The organism is Domibacillus epiphyticus (assembly GCF_001975785.1).
GTDB lineage: Bacteria > Bacillota > Bacilli > Bacillales > Domibacillaceae > Domibacillus > Domibacillus epiphyticus.
Map to the genome: position 1 here is coordinate 22,623 of NZ_MSFI01000023.1, position 19,746 is coordinate 42,368.

Annotated in this window: 19 protein-coding genes; 15 read left to right on the forward strand and 4 right to left on the reverse strand. The window is 41.2% G+C overall.

All coding sequences use genetic code 11. The features are described from left to right. Positions 1-54: 54 nt before the first annotated feature. From BTO28_RS13480 to BTO28_RS13490, 3 genes are all read left to right on the forward strand, one after another. Positions 55-492: a MarR family winged helix-turn-helix transcriptional regulator gene (locus tag BTO28_RS13480; RefSeq protein WP_076767132.1), complete on the forward strand. Its 438-nt coding sequence runs from the start codon at positions 55-57 to the stop codon at positions 490-492. Positions 493-560: 68 nt separating this feature from the next. Next, a complete protein-coding gene (locus BTO28_RS13485) occupies positions 561-1,169 on the forward strand; it encodes a CPBP family intramembrane glutamic endopeptidase (RefSeq protein WP_076767134.1) in 609 nt (202 codons plus the stop codon). 116 nt (positions 1,170-1,285) lie between these two features. After that, positions 1,286-3,421, forward strand: a complete 2,136-nt coding sequence (locus BTO28_RS13490) for an ATP-dependent Clp protease ATP-binding subunit (RefSeq protein ID WP_076767136.1) — start codon at positions 1,286-1,288, stop codon at positions 3,419-3,421. Between the two features lie 36 nt (positions 3,422-3,457). Here BTO28_RS13490 and BTO28_RS13495 read toward each other — a convergent pair whose 3' ends face one another. Then, the gene (locus tag BTO28_RS13495; RefSeq protein WP_076767138.1) at positions 3,458-3,637 is read right to left on the reverse strand and encodes a YkvS family protein; all 180 of its coding nucleotides are present in this window, start codon (positions 3,635-3,637) and stop codon (positions 3,458-3,460) included. A gap of 172 nt (positions 3,638-3,809) precedes the next feature. On the opposite strand from BTO28_RS13495, the gene BTO28_RS13500 reads away from it, so the two are divergent. Continuing rightward, a complete protein-coding gene (locus tag BTO28_RS13500; RefSeq protein ID WP_076767140.1) occupies positions 3,810-4,004 on the forward strand; it encodes a hypothetical protein in 195 nt (64 codons plus the stop codon). A gap of 14 nt (positions 4,005-4,018) precedes the next feature. Beyond that, positions 4,019-4,756: an SDR family oxidoreductase gene (locus BTO28_RS13505; protein ID WP_076767142.1), complete on the forward strand. Its 738-nt coding sequence runs from the start codon at positions 4,019-4,021 to the stop codon at positions 4,754-4,756. Here BTO28_RS13505 and BTO28_RS13510 read toward each other — a convergent pair. Then, the gene (locus BTO28_RS13510) at positions 4,753-5,130 is read right to left on the reverse strand and encodes a PilZ domain-containing protein (protein WP_076767144.1); all 378 of its coding nucleotides are present in this window, start codon (positions 5,128-5,130) and stop codon (positions 4,753-4,755) included. The genes BTO28_RS13505 and BTO28_RS13510 overlap by 4 nt on opposite strands. A 143-nt stretch (positions 5,131-5,273) precedes the next feature. Here BTO28_RS13510 and BTO28_RS13515 point away from each other — a divergent pair, with 143 nt between their 5' ends. From BTO28_RS13515 to BTO28_RS13525, 3 genes are all read left to right on the forward strand, one after another. Beyond that, positions 5,274-5,540 (forward strand): phosphocarrier protein HPr, encoded by a 267-nt coding sequence (locus BTO28_RS13515; protein WP_076767146.1) that lies wholly within the window; start codon positions 5,274-5,276, stop codon positions 5,538-5,540. Continuing rightward, positions 5,540-7,261: a phosphoenolpyruvate--protein phosphotransferase gene (ptsP, locus tag BTO28_RS13520; protein WP_076767149.1), complete on the forward strand. Its 1,722-nt coding sequence runs from the start codon at positions 5,540-5,542 to the stop codon at positions 7,259-7,261. Before BTO28_RS13515 ends, ptsP begins: the two co-directional genes overlap by 1 nt. 182 nt (positions 7,262-7,443) lie before the next feature. Next, positions 7,444-8,322 (forward strand): NAD(P)-dependent oxidoreductase, encoded by an 879-nt coding sequence (locus tag BTO28_RS13525; RefSeq protein WP_076767198.1) that lies wholly within the window; start codon positions 7,444-7,446, stop codon positions 8,320-8,322. 17 nt (positions 8,323-8,339) lie between these two features. On the opposite strand, the gene BTO28_RS13530 is transcribed toward BTO28_RS13525, so the two are convergent. Next, positions 8,340-9,497, reverse strand: a complete 1,158-nt coding sequence (locus tag BTO28_RS13530) for an aminotransferase A (RefSeq protein ID WP_076767152.1) — start codon at positions 9,495-9,497, stop codon at positions 8,340-8,342. A gap of 145 nt (positions 9,498-9,642) precedes the next feature. Here BTO28_RS13530 and BTO28_RS13535 point away from each other — a divergent pair, with 145 nt between their 5' ends. Continuing rightward, a complete protein-coding gene (locus tag BTO28_RS13535) occupies positions 9,643-10,545 on the forward strand; it encodes a chemotaxis protein (protein WP_076767154.1) in 903 nt (300 codons plus the stop codon). Between the two features lie 42 nt (positions 10,546-10,587). Here the strand turns inward: BTO28_RS13535 and BTO28_RS13540 are convergent, their stop codons facing one another. Beyond that, complete coding sequence (locus BTO28_RS13540) at positions 10,588-11,076, reverse strand: YkyB family protein (RefSeq protein WP_076767156.1); 489 nt, start codon at positions 11,074-11,076, stop codon at positions 10,588-10,590. 106 nt (positions 11,077-11,182) lie between these two features. On the opposite strand from BTO28_RS13540, the gene BTO28_RS13545 reads away from it, so the two are divergent. The 6 genes from BTO28_RS13545 to treR all read left to right on the forward strand — a co-directional run bounded on the left by BTO28_RS13545 (position 11,183) and on the right by treR (position 19,695). After that, positions 11,183-12,709: a Ppx/GppA family phosphatase gene (locus BTO28_RS13545; protein ID WP_076767158.1), complete on the forward strand. Its 1,527-nt coding sequence runs from the start codon at positions 11,183-11,185 to the stop codon at positions 12,707-12,709. Between the two features lie 22 nt (positions 12,710-12,731). Then, positions 12,732-14,834 (forward strand): RNA degradosome polyphosphate kinase, encoded by a 2,103-nt coding sequence (locus BTO28_RS13550; RefSeq protein ID WP_076767161.1) that lies wholly within the window; start codon positions 12,732-12,734, stop codon positions 14,832-14,834. A 96-nt stretch (positions 14,835-14,930) separates the two neighbouring features. Then, positions 14,931-15,695 (forward strand): 2,4-dienoyl-CoA reductase, encoded by a 765-nt coding sequence (gene fadH / locus BTO28_RS13555; protein WP_076767162.1) that lies wholly within the window; start codon positions 14,931-14,933, stop codon positions 15,693-15,695. A 121-nt stretch (positions 15,696-15,816) separates the two neighbouring features. Further along, positions 15,817-17,226 carry a PTS system trehalose-specific EIIBC component gene (gene treP, locus BTO28_RS13560; protein ID WP_076767164.1) on the forward strand — a complete coding sequence of 470 codons (1,410 nt, stop codon included), beginning with the start codon at positions 15,817-15,819 and terminating at the stop codon, positions 17,224-17,226. Positions 17,227-17,265: 39 nt separating this feature from the next. Next, a complete protein-coding gene (treC, locus tag BTO28_RS13565; RefSeq protein WP_076767166.1) occupies positions 17,266-18,927 on the forward strand; it encodes an alpha,alpha-phosphotrehalase in 1,662 nt (553 codons plus the stop codon). A 48-nt stretch (positions 18,928-18,975) separates the two neighbouring features. Continuing rightward, on the forward strand, positions 18,976-19,695 hold the full coding sequence (gene treR, locus BTO28_RS13570) for a trehalose operon repressor (protein ID WP_076767168.1): 720 nt from the start codon (positions 18,976-18,978) through the stop codon (positions 19,693-19,695). The last annotated feature ends 51 nt before the right edge of the window (positions 19,696-19,746 follow it).

Genomic DNA, 19,746 nt, shown 5'->3' on the forward strand with positions numbered 1-19,746 from the left:
AAAAATGTGTAACGTATAGAATAATGATATGAAATAGACAGGCAGGGGATTATAATGAAAGACAGTAAAAAATCATTAAAATTATTTATCGTGCTTTCACGTGCCTATAAAGTGGTAAATGAGCAAGTGAATGGCTATATCCAAAAGACTGGACTGAATCCAACCGAGTTTGCGGTATTGGAACTGCTGTATCATAAAGGTCCACAGCCGCTTCAGCAAATTGGCGGAAAAATACTGCTGGCAAGCGGCAGCATTACGTATGTCGTTGATAAATTGGAAAAGAAAGAGCTTTTAAAGAGAGTTGCCTGCCCTGAGGATCGTCGTATTACGCATGCTGCTATAACACCGGCAGGAATTGAATTAATCGAGCGTATTTTTCCAGAACATGAACAAAATATTCATAGTTTGATCGATGTGCTTTCTGAAGAAGAGATTGATTCGGCAACAAATACATTACGAAAACTCGGTTTATCTGTAAAAGATTTGTCGTAATGCCTTTTTGATCATCACTCTCAGATATGGTAAAATGACGGCGGCAAGTAGAAAGGGGCTTTACACGAATGGCTTTAATAAAGGACTGGCGGCTTATTGCCGGAATCGCGGCAGCTCACATACTATTGTTTGTGACGTTTTCGGATCAGGACATTTTCTGGTACATCTACACAGCCGCCAATTTATTTTTTATCAGCATGTCCATTATAAGTGAACCGATCGATGATCAACAAAAAACAAACAGTTTTATGTTGTATGGCGTTATATCAGGCGCCATTCTTTATGCCTTATTTGCAGCAGGATTCTGGTTATTGAGTATTATGCCGCTTTCGGCTTCATCTCACGTTTCCACTATCTATAAACTGTTTAGCCCGCAATTTATCTGGCACTACATTGTGCTTGTCCTTATTTTTATCCCGGGGGAAGAGTTATTTTGGCGTGGGTTTATTCAAAAACGATTAGGAAAGTACATGAATGAATGGGCCGCTGTTTTTATCGCTTCTTCCTTATATGCTTCCGTTTTCGTTTATTCGGGTCAATGGATATGGATTGCGGCAGCCTTTTTTGCAGGTCTGTTCTGGGGTGTCCTTTATTTATGGAAAAAAAGCATCCCAATGCTTATTATCTCTCATCTTATCTTTGATTTGCTGCTTATCGTATTTTTACCGTTTGGGTGAAGTGTCTATCAGTAGGCACTTCTTTTTTTTTGAGCAAAAAGGTTGAAAGTCAAAGAAGGTCAAAGTATACTAATTATAGTCAAAGATAGTCAAAGTCAAAAAAGGAGATGGCATGGATGAATTGTCAAAAATGCAAACAAAATGAAGCGAATGTGCAAATGATTGTCCATGTCAATGGACAATCGAATCAATATTATTTGTGCAGTACCTGCTATAAAACGGAAAAAGAAGCTATTGGAGGAATAAACATGAATTTTCAATCGTTTGGTTTTCCATTTGAGGAGCTTATGAAAGGAATGAATATGCCGCAGCAAAACAAAGGCATGAGTGAGCCGCAAACACCTTCAAATTCCGGAAGCGGCGGTGGTCTGCTTGATGAATATGGGCGAAATATTTCAGGAATGGCACGCGCCGGCTTAATCGATCCGGTCATTGGAAGAGATAAAGAAGTGGCCCGCGTGATTGAAATTCTAAATAGACGCAATAAAAATAATCCGGTTTTAATTGGTGAACCGGGTGTCGGAAAAACAGCCATTGCGGAAGGGCTTGCGCTATACATCGCGGAAGGCCGTGTACCTTCTAAACTAAAATCAAAAGAAGTATACGTCCTTGACGTGGCATCTCTCGTTTCCGGAACGGGCATCCGCGGTCAATTTGAAGAGCGGATGAAACAGCTGATTGCGGAACTGAAGAAGAGAAAGAACGTACTTTTATTTATCGATGAGATACACCAGCTAGTTGGGGCTGGCTCCGCAGAAGGGTCAATGGATGCCGGGAATATTTTAAAACCGGCACTTGCGAGGGGAGAACTGCAATTAATTGGTGCAACAACATTAAAAGAGTATCGGCAAATTGAAAAAGACGCAGCGCTAGAACGGCGTTTTCAACCGGTTCAGGTGGCAGAACCGAATGTAGAAGAAACTGTTCGTATCTTAAAAGGACTTCAAAAACATTATGAAGATTTTCACAGTGTTTCTTATACGGACGATGCAATCGAAGCGTGTGCGGCTCTTTCCCATCGGTACATTCAAGATCGCTTTTTGCCGGATAAAGCAATTGATCTTCTTGATGAAGCCGGATCAAAGCTTAATTTAACCATTGATGAGGCAGACATAGTTTCGATTCAAGAACAGCTTGCTTTTATTGCGAAGAAAAAAGAGTCTGCTCTAAAGCGGGAAGCTTATGAAGAAGCAGCTGCACTCCGCGATGAAGAGGCAGCGTTAGAGAAGAAACTTGAAAATGGGGGACATCCTTCTGACACACCTGTTGTAACAGTCGGAGATATTCAATCGTTAATTGAAAATAAAACGGGAATCCCGGTTGGGAAATTGCAGCAGAACGAACAGCAAAAAATGAAAAATATTGAAAAGAATATGGCCGGTAAAGTCATCGGACAGCATGACGCAGTGAAAAAAGTGGCGAAAGCAGTCCGTCGCAGCCGAGCCGGATTAAAGGCGAAAAACCGTCCGATCGGATCATTCCTGTTTGTTGGTCCGACAGGTGTCGGGAAGACAGAACTGACAAAAACATTGGCGGAAGAATTATTTGGTTCAAAAGAATCCCTCATTCGTCTTGATATGAGCGAGTTTATGGAAAAGCACAGTGTGTCGAAGTTAATTGGTTCACCACCAGGCTATGTCGGCTTTGAAGAAGCGGGGCAGCTGACGGAGAAAGTACGCCGTAACCCGTATAGTATTATTTTGCTGGATGAAATTGAAAAAGCGCATCCGGACGTTCAGCACATGTTCCTGCAAATTATGGAGGATGGAAGATTGACAGACAGCCAGGGCCGGACTGTCAGCTTTAAAGAAACGGTGATCATTATGACAAGTAATGCAGGTGCCGGCATAAAAAGTATTGCAGTTGGATTTGAAAAAGGGAAGGCAGAAAGTGAGAATTCTATTCTTGATTCTCTTTCAGACTATTTTAAACCGGAATTTTTGAACCGCTTTGATTCGATCATTGAGTTTAATGCACTCGAAAAACATGATTTAGAGAAAATTGTTGAGTTGATGATTGATGAGTTGAATAAGATGCTTCGTGAACAAAATGTGACCATTGAAATAACAAGTGAAGTAAAAGAGAAATTAGCGCAACTCGGATATAATCCTCAATTTGGCGCAAGACCACTTCGCCGAGTGATTCAAGATTATATTGAAGACGGTATTGCCGATTTTATTCTTGACCACCCTGAGTCAACAGAATTAAAAGCTGTTCTTCAGAAAGACAGAATCGTCATTGTTTCAGCATAGAAAGAAAAGAGCGGAATAAAGAATCCGCTCTTTTTTTCATGCATTCACGATGATATAATTTTTATGGTTGACGACTGTTTTTTCTTCCAGTTCGAGTTCAGTGAAATCTTCCATAATCGTTAAATCAACGATGACAGAGTTTTCATTTACTTTTTCAACGATTCCGCGTAGACCGTCTTTAAATTCAATTATGTTGCCGACTTCTGCTTTTGTCATTCTGATTCGCTCCTTTTCGACAATTGACGATACCATTTCAGCTATTTATCTTTTATAATAAAGATAGACGGAAAAAAAGGTATTTATGTAGATTTTGCCTTATTTTTTGGAAATAGTAAAGGTTTTTACACTTTTTGTGACATTTTCAGGCTATTCCGGTGGGGGTGAATGTGTGACAATTGAACAAGCCAAACAATCTATGGATTCACTCAGAAATCGAGAATCAAATCTAATTCGCATTCAAAAAGAAGATTTTTTGACTTTTCGCCATGAATTAGTGAAACAGCCAGATTTCAAATATTTCCGGGGAATTGCCCGCCATGGCGGACATGTAGACTATGAATATATGAATGTACCCCGAAGTTAAAGGAGTGAAAGTAATTGTTTAGTGGGAAAACGGTAATCGTTACCGGTGGCGCGAACGGAATTGGGAAAGCCATTGCTGCTGCATTTGCCCGTGATGGGGCATACACAGTCATTTTGGATGTGAATGAGGAAGCCGGGAGCCTTGCAACTGAAAATTGGAACAGCCATGGTTGGAAAACAGCTTTTTACCAGGCAGATGCTGGAGACGAAGAGGAAATAAAAAAAGTGTTTCAAGACGTGGCAAAGCAGCGCAAACAAATTGATATTCTCATTAATAACGCGGGAGTTTCTTCATTTATGTCTATCTGGGACGTAACAAAGAAAGACTGGGACAAAATAATGACCACTAACGCAGCCAGCGTTTTTTTCTGTTCTCGCGAAGCTGCCCGATATATGCCATCGGGATCAGCTATCGTCAATTTGTGCTCGACGCGGCAAAGCATGTCTGAACCGAACACAGAATTATATGCGGCATCAAAAGGAGCTATTTTTTCATTAACGCATTCTCTTGCAGTGACACTCGGTGAAAAAGGCATACGCGTAAACAGCATCAGCCCTGGATGGATTGAAACGGGTGATGAGGATTCATTAAGACCGGAGGATCATCGCCAACACCCTGCCGGCCGGGTTGGAAAACCGGAAGATGTGGCAAAAGCCTGTTTATATCTTGCTGATCCACATAATTCATTTGTAACCGGTGAAAATATTGTCATCGATGGCGGCATGACAAGGAAAATGATATATCTGCCTTAACTTCGCTGCTTTTTTAAATGTTCTTTTGAATACGTTTTTAGAGCAGCTATAATTTGTTCTTTCATTGCATCGCTTTCGTCGCTTTGAATTCCATATTCAAACACTGCACCGGTTTTTCGTTTTCGAATGATTTGGCCAGTAAAGTGAATCAGCGTTCCGGATAGCTGGAATGAAAAGATAAGTATATAGTCATTGGATTGTTCAATATCAATTTTTGATGAGGTTTTTAACCCATTAGGGCTCAGATCGAGAATATCCGCTTTAAATGACTGAAGTTTTTCTTTTGAGCCATACGAATACTTATAGACTTCGCATATAGCTGGAATGGATTCGGAAAAAGTGTAACGAAATGCTTCCTGTCTTTTAAAATGCATGATGAAGAACTCCTTTTTTGTCTTTATTTGTATATTCTAAAAGAAATTTGCAGGAAGAGCAATAAGAGAAAGCTCGATAATTGAGTGGAAATAAAATTAATGCTATTCTCAATGAAGAATAATGATGAAGGAGAGATTGACTTATGTCTAAAAAACCATTTACTGTAACAGCAGATACAGGTATACATGCACGTCCTGCAACACTTCTCGTACAAACAGCCAGCAAATTTTCAAGTGATATCAACCTTGAATTTAATGGGAAAACAGTGAACATGAAATCCATTATGGGTGTTATGTCTCTTGGAATCGGAAAGGGAGCGGAAATTGTTATTTCTGCTGAAGGCAGTGACGAAACAACGGCGCTTGAAGCAATTGAGTCTTTATTAAAATCAGAAGGATTAGCAGGCTAATGACGGGAATTTTAAAAGGAATCGCCGCATCTGATGGAATTGCATTTGCAAAAGCATATCGATTAATGGAGCCGGATCTTACGGTTGAAAAACGGGCTGAATCGAATACAGAAGCTGAAGTGGAGCGTTTCCATGCCGCGATGAAAAAGTCGGAGTCGGAACTTGAAGTCATTAAAGAGAAAGCGCGCCGTGATCTTGGAGATGACAAAGCAGCGATATTTGAGGCTCACCTGCTCGTATTAAATGATCCAGAGCTTACAGGTCCGATTGAGGAAAAAATCAAAACGGATTCTGTCAATGCAGAGTTTGCATTACAGGAAACAGCTAATATGTTTATCGGTATGTTTGAAGCGATGGACAATGAATATATGAAAGAACGTGCGGCTGATATTAAAGACGTAACAAAACGTGTATTAGCTGCTCTTCTTAATGTTGAACTGCCTGCTCCGGCGCTTATTGCAGAAGAAGTAGTCGTTGTAGCAGAGGACTTAACACCTTCGATGACGGCACAGCTAAATCGTGAATTTGTAAAAGGGTTTACAACAGACATTGGCGGCCGTACATCTCACTCGGCGATCATGGCGCGTTCTCTTGAAATTCCAGCGGTAGTTGGAACGAAAAACGCGACAGCTGATATTCAAAATGGTGATTTGATCATCATCGACGGTTTAGAGGGTGAAGTGCACATTAACCCGACCGAGGAAGTTGCTGCTGAATACAAAAAGCGGCAAGAAGCATTTGCCCGTCAAAAAGCAGAATGGGCAAAACTGGTCAACGAACAAACGGTCACAGCAGATGGTCGCCACGTAGAACTGGCGGCAAATATTGGTACGCCTGAAGACCTGGTTGGAGTAAAAGCAAACGGCGGCGAGGGTGTGGGCCTTTATCGGACAGAATTTTTGTATATGGGTCGCGACAATCTTCCGACAGAAGAAGAGCAATTTGAAGCATATAAAGCGGTTTTGGAAGGAATGGAAGGCAAGCCGGTTGTCGTACGCACACTTGATATTGGCGGCGACAAAGAACTTCCATATTTGAATCTCCCGCATGAGATGAATCCGTTCCTCGGTTTCCGTGCGATTCGTCTTTGCCTGGAGGAGCAGGATATTTTCCGTACACAGCTTCGTGCTTTGCTTCGTGCAAGTGAATACGGTAATTTAAAAATTATGTTCCCGATGATCGCAACTGTGAATGAATTCCGTGAAGCGAAAGCGGTTCTTCTTGAAGAACGTGCGAAGCTGGAATCAGAAGGTATTTCTGTTGCGGAAAACATTGAACTCGGCATAATGGTGGAAATTCCATCAACAGCGGTTATAGCGGATCTTTTTGCGAAAGAAGTCGATTTCTTCAGCATTGGAACAAATGATTTAATTCAATATACAATGGCAGCAGACCGTATGAATGAGCGCGTATCTTATTTATATCAGCCGTATAACCCGGCTATTTTACGCCTTGTTAAAACGGTCATTGAAGCAGCTCATAAAGAAGGAAAATGGGCAGGAATGTGCGGCGAAATGGCCGGCGATGAGGTTGCGATTCCTTTACTTTTAGGTCTTGGTCTCGATGAATTTTCGATGAGTGCGACTTCAATTTTGAAAGCACGCGCACAATTGAAACATTTATCGAAAGCTGATATGGAGATTCTTGCTGCTAAAGCGGTAAATATGTCAACAGCTGAAGAAGTGGTTGAACTTGTTGCTGCTGCTCAAAAAAATATTTAAAAAGAAGTTTTAAAAAGAAAAAAACGGGGATAATAGTATCGTAACCAGTTTTTCATTCTCCATTTCTCTCACTTTTATCCGGACAGTATGCTGTCCGGACTTTTTTGTATGGAAATGTTTAAATAATTGAAAAAAAGAGTTATGATGGAAAAGATTAGAAAAAAGGGGGCGCTAAGATGGGAATACAAAAAGTTGGATTTATCGGCACGGGTGTGATGGGAAAACATATGGCCTCACATATTCAAAAAGCTGGCTATCCTTTATTCATCTATACACGGACGAGATCAAAAGCAAACGATTTACTTGAGGCAGGTGCTATGTGGTGCGAAACGCCTGCTGAGTTAGCTTCAAAAACAAATATTGTGTTTACAATTATTGGTGAACCAAAAGACGTTGAACAAGTATATATGGGGAAAGATGGGCTGTTTGAAGGCGGTCATCCGGGTCAGGTTATGATCGATATGACAACTTCTAAGCCGAGCCTCGCGAAAACGTTGTATCAAAAGGGGAAAGAAAAAGGGATTGCTGTTTTAGATGCGCCAGTTTCAGGGGGCGATATTGGTGCGAAATTAGGAAAGCTGTCGATTATGGTCGGCGGAGATCAAAAGATTTATGATGAAGTGAAGCCTTTGTTTGACACATTCGGTGAAAATATTGTTTACCAAGGGGAAGCAGGAACTGGACAGCATACAAAGATGTCGAACCAGATTGCCATCGCATCGAATATGATTGGCGTATGTGAAGCAGTCGCCTACACGAAAACGGCCGGACTTGATCCTGAAAAGGTGCTGGAAAGCATTGCACTCGGTGCAGCAGGCAGCTGGTCGCTTTCAAATCTTGCCCCGCGCATGATGAAGAAAGATTACGCACCTGGCTTTTTTATTAAACATTTTATTAAAGATATGAGAATTGCACTTGAAGAAGCGGAACGGATGAATTTAGACCTGCCGGGATTGTCGATGGCAAAAGAAATGTATGAAGAACTGGCAGAGCAGGGAGAGGAGGAAAGCGGTACGCAGGCGCTCTTTAAACGTTATAATAGTAAAGCAGGTTCTCTTTAATGAGAACCCGCTTCTTTTTATTTTTGAAGATCGATAACAAATTGTTCAATCCGTTCCAATCCAGTGCGAATATCTTCAATACTGCATGCATATGAAAGCCGGAACCAGCCTTCCCCGTTTGCAGAAAACGCGCTGCCAGGCACAACCGCTACTTTATATTCTTTCGCAAGTGTTAAGCAAAAATCAAATGAAGACCCTGTATAACTTTCAGGCATTTTGACGAAAAAATAAAACGCACCGTCAGGCTTTACCGTTTTGAGTCCAAGAGATTGTAATTTATCATACGCAAAATCACGGCGAATTTTGTACTCTTCACGCATAGGGATTGCATCATCAATTCCGCTTGTCAATGCAGCCACTGCAGCTTTTTGGGAAACAGATGACGCGCAGGAGACATTGTATTGATGCACTTTTAACATATGACGGGCAATATTTTCCGGTGCGAATAAAAGCCCAATGCGCCAGCCTGTCATCGCATGTGATTTAGACAATCCATTAATGACGATCGTTTGCTGCGGCAAAAAAGTGGCAATCGACACGTGCGGTCGCTCATATACAATTTCACTATAAATTTCATCAGCCAAAATAAATATTTCATGTTCTTTCGCAAGTTTGGCGATATCCTGAAGTTCGGTGTCAGTTAGGCTGACACCCGTCGGATTGGATGGGTATGGCAATATAATGGCTTTTGTTCGGCTGGTGAGTGATTGTTCGATTAAATCTGCTGTCATGCGGAAGTTATTTTCCGTTGTATCTACTATGACCGTTTTCGCTTCGCACATGTGAACAATCGGTTCGTAACCTGGATAAACCGGACCTGGCAACATTACTTCATCACCAGGCTGTAAAATCGTGCGCAGCGCAATGTCTATTGCCTGGCTTGCTCCTACTGTGACGATGACTTCCGATTCCGCTTTATACGACACATGATACTTTTTTTCGTAAAATGCTGCTGCGGCTCTTTTTAATTCCAGCAGCCCGGCGTTCGGTGTGTAGACGGTCGCATTTTGTTCTATTGCCTGGATGCCTGCCTTTTTTACATGATCGGGGGTATGAAAATCAGGCTGTCCGATCGTTAATGAAATCATGTTTTCAGTCGTTCCAACCAGGTTGAAAAACTTACGTATACCTGAGATTTCAATTTCTTTCACGCGTTCGTTTAAACGATGTTCCATTTTGTAATCCACCTTTTTTAAGTTCTAATGTTATTATAATGTAAATGAATAATGCCAATGTAAAAAAAAACTAAACTTTTCTTACATACACAATCTTTTATTTCATGATATAGTAAAATAAAAACATAAAGGGGACTAAAGACTTATGACAAGCGATTATGGTATTTTGCTAGAATCTGGGACAAATGAACTGGAGATTGTCGAATTTGAAGTACAGAATAATAAATACGGTATAAATGTGATGAAAGTAAAAGAAATTATCCAACCGATGCCGATCACATTTATTCCGCATGCACATGAACACATCGAAGGAATTATTCAACTCCGGGGTGAGGTTCTTCCGGTTATTGATATGGCGAAAGCACTTGGTATGCCCCCATCAGAAAACGGTTCACAGGATAAATATATTGTTACCGAATTTAACAAGCAAAAAGTTGTTTTCCATGTCCAAAACGTAACACGAATCCACCGCATATCATGGGATGACATTGAAAAACCATCGGAAATGTACCAAGGTGGAGACAATCAAATTATCGGCGTAATAAAAATTAATGGCACGATGGTTTTATTGATCGATTTTGAAAAAATTGTTGTCGATATTAATCCACATTCTGGAATTCATGTTGAACAAATTCGAAGCCTGGGCAAACGGGAGCGTTCTGAAAAACAAATTATTGTTGCCGAAGACTCTCCGCTGCTACGCAAATTAATTCATGACACATTAAATGAAGCGGGATATGAACGGGTTGAATTCTTTGAAAATGGCCAGCTTGCATACGACTATTTAGAATCTACTTTAGAGCAAGAAAATACATTTGAAAAAGTACAGCTCCTTGTGACGGACATCGAAATGCCGAAAATGGACGGGCACCATTTGACAAGACGTATTAAAGAGCATCCGATATTGAAAAAGATGCCGGTTATTATTTTCTCATCGCTAATTACTGATGAACTTCGTCATAAAGGAGCAGGCGTCGGTGCGGATGCACAGGTAAGCAAACCGGAAATTGCACAGCTCGTTGAATATATTGACGAACTAGCGCTTTAATAGACAAAAGGACGCTTGCCGGACGGAAGCGTCCTTTTCTATTTAATAAGATTGTCCGAGCGGTTTAAAAACAGGCTTTGTATATTTTTTACGGCCGGATGAATGGGGTTTTGATTGGTTTTCTTTCAAACCGGTATATGTCTCCAGCAACAATTTTGCTTTTGACAAACTCATTGAACAGCGTGGATTGCGGATTTGTTCATTAAGACGTCCTAAGTGGGGAAGCCGCTCGAAGTCTTCCTTGCTAGGAGGCATATGAAAAGTATAATGGCCGCACGAGACAAGGACATCTGACTGCTGTCGACTATGTTTAGGGTTTCGGGAAAAGTGAAGGCCTTTTTTTTCTGCTTTGCCTTCTTGTATCATTTTTATGAGGGCTTTCTTTTTCAGCGCGTACAAATATTTTGGGTTTGTGGCTGTTTTTGCGTGACGGTTTACCGTAAAGATCGCTTTAGCGAGGTTGTCGTCAGATGAAGGTTCGGTGAAAGGCTCGGATAATTTACTCACAATTGTGACTCCTTTCGCATTCATTTATTCTTATTATATACTGTTTGAATCCAATTTGAAAGCATTCTCAATGGTTTGCGTGGTATATTTATAAGGAAAATATGAATTAAAAAAGAAAGCAGGAACGCAGATGGATCACAGCAGGACAGCCATAATTGATATCGGGTCAAACACAGTCCGCCTCGTTTTATACAAAGAACAGGGAGCGGGAATTGAAGAATTCAGAAATGTAAAAGCGCCGCTCAGACTGCGCCGTTTTCTTGATGAAAACAGTAAAATGAGCGGTGAAGGGGTAAATTTATTACTTGAAGCACTAAGGAATTTTCGGGAAGTGCTTGATTATTATGATGTAACAGAAGTGGAATGCACGGCAACTGCGGCACTTCGCCAGGCGGTAAACCGGCATGAAATTATTCAGCGTGTAAGGGAAGAAACGGGTTTTCTTATTCGGCTGTTGTCCGGTGAAGAAGAAGCATATTATGGATTATCAGCAGTGCTGAAAACGATGCCTGTCGAAAACGGCTTGACAATCGATATCGGCGGGGGAAGTACGGAAATTACGTTATTTGAAAACAGAAAATTGAAATACTCGCACAGCTTTCCGTTCGGTGTTGTCTCACTGAAAGAACAGTTTATCGCAGAAGACCGGATGAAGCCGAAAGAGCAAAAGAAAATGGCTGAGTATATTCGACAAGAATTTGCCCAGTTTTCATGGTTAAATCAAGCACCGGACGGGATCATTGTGGCGATTGGCGGAAGTGCACGGAACCTTGCAAATATACAGCAGTTAAAAGAAAATTATCCGCCTCTTGGTGTTCATGGATATGAATTAACAGTGGAAGCACTTAACAGGCTGCGTGATGAATTATCACTTTTATCTTATCAAGAATTTGTAAAAGTGGATGGCCTTTCAAACGAACGGGCAGACTTAATTTTGCCGGCAATTGAAGTGTTCTATCAACTAGCCAATCATACGGGAACAACTGGATATTTCGTCAGTTCACGGGGACTGAGGGACGGTATTATGCTGGAACGCATGAAAAGTGGTCGCTGGGACACAGCATGGGATGTAAAGCGAAACGGTGTAACACGCCTTATAGAAGTGTACGGGCACGATCCAGAACATCATCACCAAATGATGAAATTGACGGAAATGATGCTGACAGGCTTTGAAAAAGAGAGCGTGTTGAATATGACGAAGCAGGAACGTTTTATGATTGAGCAGGCAGCGGCGCTTTTTTATCTCGGTGAATATATTTCATCGAACTCGAAAAGCAGGCATACGTTTTATTTATTAATTAACTCACTGTTTGACGGGTTTACACACCGTGAAAAAGCGTACCTATCCTTGACAGCATCATTTACGAACAACTCGAAATTAAAGCAGTATTTAGAAGGGTTTGACGGGTGGTTTTCAAAAGAGGAAATTCAGAAAATGCGTGAATATGGCGCCCTTTTAAAATTATGTTTCAGCTTAAATAATTCTAAACGCAGCGTTGTTCAGGATCTTAACGTTAAAAAGAAAGACACGGGTCTTCTTATTACCGTTTATTGCGAAGGGAATGAAATGGCGGAACGGTATCAAAGCGAGAAGCAAAAAAGGCATTTGGAAAAAGCTTTGCAGACAAACATTAACCTACAGTTTAAACAAAAATGACAAGTGAAAATGGGGGATTCCGATGAATGGACAAACATTTACCGATTTAGCGAATCCAAGATATTATAATAACCGTGAGCTGAGCTGGCTGCATTTTAATAAACGTGTATTACAGGAATCATCAGATCTAAACAATCCTCTTCTTGAGCGGATGAAATTTTTGGCCATTTTCAGCTCGAATATGGATGAATTTTTTATGGTACGCGTTGCGGGTTTAAAAGATCAAGTGAAAGCGGGTTTTAATAAACCGGAAAATAAAGCGGGGTTGACGCCGAAGCAGCAGCTGAAAGCGATCAGTGAAAAAGCACACGAACTTGTACATACGCAATACCGTGTACTGACAGAAGAAATATTGCCTGCCCTTGAAGAAGAGGGGTTTTCCTTATTGAAACCTTATGCATTAAATGAGGATCAGAAGGCTTTTTTACAGGAGTATTTTGATAATGAAATTTTTCCTGTCTTAACTCCAATGGCCATCGATGCGTACCGTCCATTTCCAATGCTTTTGAACAGGTCATTAAATTTAGTCGTCATGCTTGAAAACGACGAAGTAGATGCGGAAATGGAACGGGTGGCGATTGTGCAGGTGCCAAGCGTGCTTGACCGTGCGATTGAAGTGCCCTCGGATGCAAAAGGAGGAGCATTTGTCCTTTTAGAAGATGTGCTGGATTATTTTATTGATCGCATTTTTCAAGGATACACGGTGAAAAATGTGAACATGTTCCGAATTACACGTAATGCAGATATGGAGATCCATGAAGAAGGCGCGCGTGATTTGCTTTTTGAAATTGAAAAAGAGCTTAAAAAAAGGAAGTGGGGAGCGGCGGTTCGTCTCGAAATTAAATCACAGGATCTTGATCAGCATGTTCTTGACTATTTGCTCGATGAACTTGAAATTCATTATAAAGATGTGTATAAAATTGACGGTCCGATTGATTTAACGTTTTTATTCCCATTCACAAAAAAACTAAGCTTATTGCGTGAAGATTTAACGTATGAAACGTTCATTCCGCAGCTCCCGGAAGACTTATCTTCGCGTGAGGACTTGTTTGAAAAAACGCTGCAGGAGGATGTTCTGTTCCATCATCCTTATGAGTCGTTTGAACCGGTTGTCGATTTTATTTCCCAAGCGGCGGACGATCCGACTGCGCTTGCGATAAAAATGACATTGTACCGTGTAAGCGGTGACTCTCCGATTATAGAATCATTAAAGAGAGCCGCGGAAAAAGGAAAACAAGTGACGGTTCTAGTGGAATTAAAAGCGCGTTTTGATGAAGAAAATAACGTGCAGTGGGCAAAAGAACTTGAAAAAGCAGGCTGCCATGTAATTTATGGCATGCACAATTTAAAAACGCACAGTAAAATTACACTTGTCGTCAGAAAGTGTGCCGGTCAAATTGAGCGGTTCGTTCACCTTGGAACCGGTAATTACAATGATGCTACAGCGAAACTATATACTGACCATGGCTTAATTACGTCTAAAAAGGAATTTGGCATCGATGCAACGAACTTCTTTAACTATTTGAGCGGCTACATGGATAAGCCGAAATACAATCATCTGGTCGTCGCTCCATTTGATATTCAGGATGCGTTTATTAAATTGATCGATGAGGAAATAGAAATTCATAAAAAGTACGGCAACGGCCGCATTATTGCAAAAATGAATTCTCTCACAGACAAACGCCTGATCATGAAGTTGTATGAAGCATCAAATGCGGGTGTACAAATAGACTGTATTATTAGGGGTATTTGCTGTATGATACCGGGCATTCCAGGCGTCAGCGAAAACATTCGAGTGATCAGTATCGTTGGCCGCTTTCTGGAACATAGCCGCATTTATTATTTTCACCATAATGGTGAGCGTAAAATTTATTTATCCTCGGCTGATATGATGACGAGAAATATGATTAAACGAGTCGAGATTTTATTCCCGATCATAGAAGATCATTTAAAAGAACGTTTGACCAATGTCCTTCAATTGCAGCTATCAGATAATGCAAAAGCTCGTTACCAGGATAATGAAGGAAATTATCATTATGTCTCACGCAGCAAAGGTGATGAGTTTATTGACAGCCAGCGTGTGTCATTAAATAATGCCTATCGTGTACAAGAAGACGAAGAATAAAAACGCGGGCGCCCGTAAAACAATCGTTTTCGGGTGCCTTTATATGGTACTATAATGAGTGAATAATCATTCATTTTACAAAGGGGGGATGAAAAATTGAAAGGGAAAACAGTCATAGTCACTGGCGGTTCAAGCGGAATGGGTAAATGTATGGCGAAACGTTTTTATGATGAGGGAGCAAATGTGGTGATTTGCGGACGAAACACGGAGCGGCTTGCAGAAGCGAAAAGTGATCTAGCAGATGGAAGCGAACGTTTTATGACAGTATCAATGGACGTTCGCAATCCAGACGAAGTGGATCTGCTAATAAAAAAGAGTCATGAAGCATTTGGCCAAATTGATTTTTTCGTTAATAACGCGGCAGGAAATTTTATATGTCCAGCAGAAAAATTGTCGCCAAATGGTTGGAGATCTGTTATCGATATTGTGCTGAACGGTACGTTTTATTGTTCTCGTGCAGTTGGTACGTACTGGATTGAACACGGCATAAAAGGTTCCATTATTAACATGGTCGCCACATATGCATGGAATGCAGGTGCAGGAGTGGCCCATTCCGCAGCCGCAAAAGCAGGTGTCCTTTCACTGACAAGAACATTGGCGGTTGAATGGGGCCATCAATACGGAATTCGCGTCAATGCAATTGCCCCTGGTCCAATAGAGCGCACAGGGGGAGCAGGAAAATTATGGGAATCCCAAGAAGCAGCAAAACGCACAATTAACAGTGTCCCGCTTCATAGGCTCGGTACGCCGGAAGAAATTGCCGGCCTCGCCTCCTATTTATTTTCAGGAGAAGCTGGGTATATTAATGGTGAATGCATCACGATGGATGGCGGACAGTGGCTCAACCGTTTTCCATTCTAATAAAAAGCAGCATTTAGCTGCTTTTTTTAGTGCAATCGCTTACTCGTTTTATTGACACCATGTATATACAGGTGTTAAAGTTTGATTAAGATGTATATACAAGTTTAGGAGGGAAGTTGGTTTGGGATCGTATTCAAAACAAGCGAAAGAGATTGTTGATGCTGTCGGCGGCAAAGAGAACATCGAAGCAGCAACCCATTGTGTGACGAGACTGAGATTTGCATTAAAAGATGAAAGCAAAGTAGATAGTTCTAAATTAGATCAAATTGATGTCGTGAAGGGAACGTTTTCCGCCAATGGACAGTATCAAGTCGTCATTGGCCAGGGAACAGTTAATAAAGTGTATCAGGATCTTGTAGAGGAAACTGGAGTTGGCGAATCATCTAAAGAGGATGTAAAAAAAGCATCTGAATCAAATTTAAACCCGCTCCAGCGGGCAATTAAAACACTTGCAGATATTTTTATTCCGATTTTGCCAGCAATTGTGACAGCCGGTTTGCTTCTTGGATTAAATAATATCTTAACGGGACAGGGCATTTTCTTTGAGGAATCGATTATTGAACGATATCCACAGTGGTCAGACATTGCCAACGTGATTAACCTGATTGCAAATACAGCGTTTACGTTTTTGCCAGCATTAATTGGATGGTCGGCAGTGAAACGATTTGGAGGCAGTCCGCTTCTCGGAATTGTGCTTGGTTTAATCCTTGTACATCCGGATCTTTTAAATGCATGGTCATACGGGGCAGCTAAGGATGCGGGAGAAGTGCCGACGTGGAATATTCTCGGATTAACAGTAGAAAAAATCGGCTATCAAGGCCAAGTTCTTCCGGTATTATTTGCTTCGTACGTACTAGCGAAAATTGAAATCTTTTTAACAAAACGAGTACCAGAAGGTTTTCAATTGCTTGTTGTTGCGCCAGTTGCACTTCTCGTTACAGGATTTGCAGCATTTATTTTAATCGGGCCGGTTATGTTTACGGTTGGAAATACGATCACGGATGCGGTTATTTTTATATTTGATAAAGTGCCGCTTATCGGAGGATTCATTTATGGCGGCTTTTACAGCTTGCTTGTTATCACAGGGATGCACCATACGTTTCTTGCGGTTGATTTACAGCTCGTCGGCTCAAAGTTAGGCGGTACATTCTTGTGGCCAATGCTTGCACTTTCAAATATTGCACAAGGTGCCGCGGCGATGACGATTGGCTGGCTGTCAAAAGATGAAAAGTTAAAAGGCTTGTCGTTCACATCAGCTATATCCGCGTTTCTTGGCATTACGGAACCTGCGATGTTTGGGGTTAATTTACGATTCCGTTACGCATTCGTTGCAGCAATGATCAGTTCGGCCATTGCCGGGATGCTCATTTCCGCAAACGGCGTACTAGCAAGTGCGATTGGCGTTGGTGGTCTTCCGGCTTTTCTTGTTATTAGCAATGGCATAACGGCCTTTTTAGTTGGTATGGCTATTGTCATTATATTGCCGATTGTGCTGACATTTATCTTTTCGAAATTTGTGAAACAAAAATAAAGGGCTAAATTGCCCTTTTTCTAGTAGGAGGAGACAGTTATGAGTGAACAATGGTGGAAAAAGAGTGTTGTGTATCAAATTTATCCGAAAAGTTTTAACGATACGTCAGGAAACGGAGTAGGAGATATTGCTGGCATTATCGAGAAGCTCGATTATTTACATGATCTAGGTGTTGATGTACTGTGGCTGACACCGATATATGAATCGCCGCAAAAAGACAATGGATATGATATCAGCGATTACTATACTATTAATCCTGATTACGGGACAATGAGCGATGTGGAAAAGCTGCTGTCAGAAGCGCATAAACGTAATATGAAAATTGTGATGGATCTCGTCGTGAATCATACATCCACTGAACATAAATGGTTTCAAGAGTCCCGTAATGCAGATTCACCATACCGCGATTATTACATTTGGAAAGACGGGATAAATGACGGTCCCCCAAACAACTGGGAGTCGAAGTTTGGCGGTTCTGCCTGGGCATATGATGAACAAAGCGGCCAATATTATTTGCATTTATTTGATAAAACGCAGGCTGATTTAAACTGGGAGAATCCAAATGTACGGCGTGATCTCTATGAAATGATGCACTTCTGGCTGAAAAAAGGGATTGATGGCTTCCGTCTTGATGTCATTAATCTTATTTCAAAAAATCAGCAATTTCCGGATGACTATGAAGGGGATGGACGACGTTTTTATACCGATGGTCCGCGCATTCATGAATTCTTACAGGAAATGAACAGAGAAGTATTTTCTCATTATGAGTTATTGACCGTCGGAGAAATGTCATCTACATCGATTGAACATTGCATCCGCTACTCACATCCTGACTCAAATGAGCTCGCCATGACATTTAATTTTCATCATTTAAAAGCGGATTATCCGAATGGGGAAAAGTGGGTTGCAGCACCGTTTGACTTCCAGTGGCTGAAGCAGGTGATGTCAACGTGGCAGGTGGAAATGAATCAAGAAGGCGGATGGAATGCATTGTTCTGGTGCAATCATGACCAGCCTCGTATTGTCAGCAGGTATGGAAATGACGGGGTGTACCGGGAAAAATCTGCGAAAATGCTTGCCAATGTCATTCATTTTATGAAAGGAACGCCATACATTTACCAAGGGGAAGAAATAGGGATGACAAATCCGTATTTTGAACGGATTGAACAGTATCGCGATGTTGAATCTCTGAACATGTACACTATATTAAAGGAACGCGGAATGTCTGAGGATGATGTGATGAAGATCTTAAAGCAGAAATCACGTGACAACAGCCGGACGCCTGTACAATGGGATGGCTCTAGCAATGCCGGATTTACAAGCGGGACGCCGTGGATTGAAGCAGCCGCTAATTTTAAAGAAATAAATGCAGAAGTTGTTCAAAGAGAAGAAGAATCCATTTTCCATCACTATAAAAAATTAATTACGCTACGCAAAACGGAGCCGACTTTGAGGGAAGGAAGTTATGAACTTATTATGCCTGACCACCCGCATCTATTTGCCTACATTCGGGAGGACCAAAAGGAAAAGTGGGTCATTGTGAACAACTTCTTTGAGGAACATGTTCCGTTTACAGTGCCTGATGAGTGGAAAGCGTGTAAGTCAGAGCGTGTGATCACCAATGATGAAAATTCACCCGATCATTTGTCGGACTGGACATTAACACCTTATGAAAGTACAGTATACCGTCTGTTTAAATAATCCATAGTATGCTATAGTTGGGTGAATGACTTCATGCAGGTGAGATAGATGAAAATAAACAAGTACAAGCACATTTATGAAGAATTAGCGGCGAAAATGAAAGACGGTATATTTCAGCCTGGAGAATTAATTCCGTCAGAGAATGAGCTAGCCCAGCAGTATGAAACATCACGTGAGACGATTCGAAAAGCATTAACGCTTCTTTCTCAAAACGGCTATATTCAAAAGCTGCGAGGGAAAGGATCCGTTGTGCTGGATACGAGCAGGGCTATTTTTCCAGTTTCTGGTCTAGTAAGCTTTAAAGAGCTTGCAGAACAAATGAAGGGGCCGGTTACAACGAGAGTGGAAGAATTTGGACTGATCAAACCGGAGCCATTTCTGCAGCATCAGCTTCAGTGTAATGCAAAAGATGACACCTGGAAAGTAACTCGGACACGTGCATTTGATGATGAACGGGTCATTCTTGACAAGGATTTTCTATTGAAAAAGTTTATCCCCGATCTGACCGAGGAAATTTGTAAGGACTCAATATACTCGTATATTGAGCAGGAACTAGGCCTTACCATCAGTTTTGCTAAAAAAGAAATCGTTGTAGAGTCATGTACAGAAGAAGACAAGCAGTATCTTGATTTGAACGGTTTTTTACATGTAGTTGTTGTGAAAAATTATGTGTATCTTGACGATGCGAGTTTATTTCAATATACAGAATCAAGGCACAGGCTTGATAAATTTCGATTTGTTGATTTTGCCCGCCGCCAAACGACGTGAACCCGATGCAATTTTGCACCGGGTTTTTCCACTTGAAAGCATTTTCGTGTA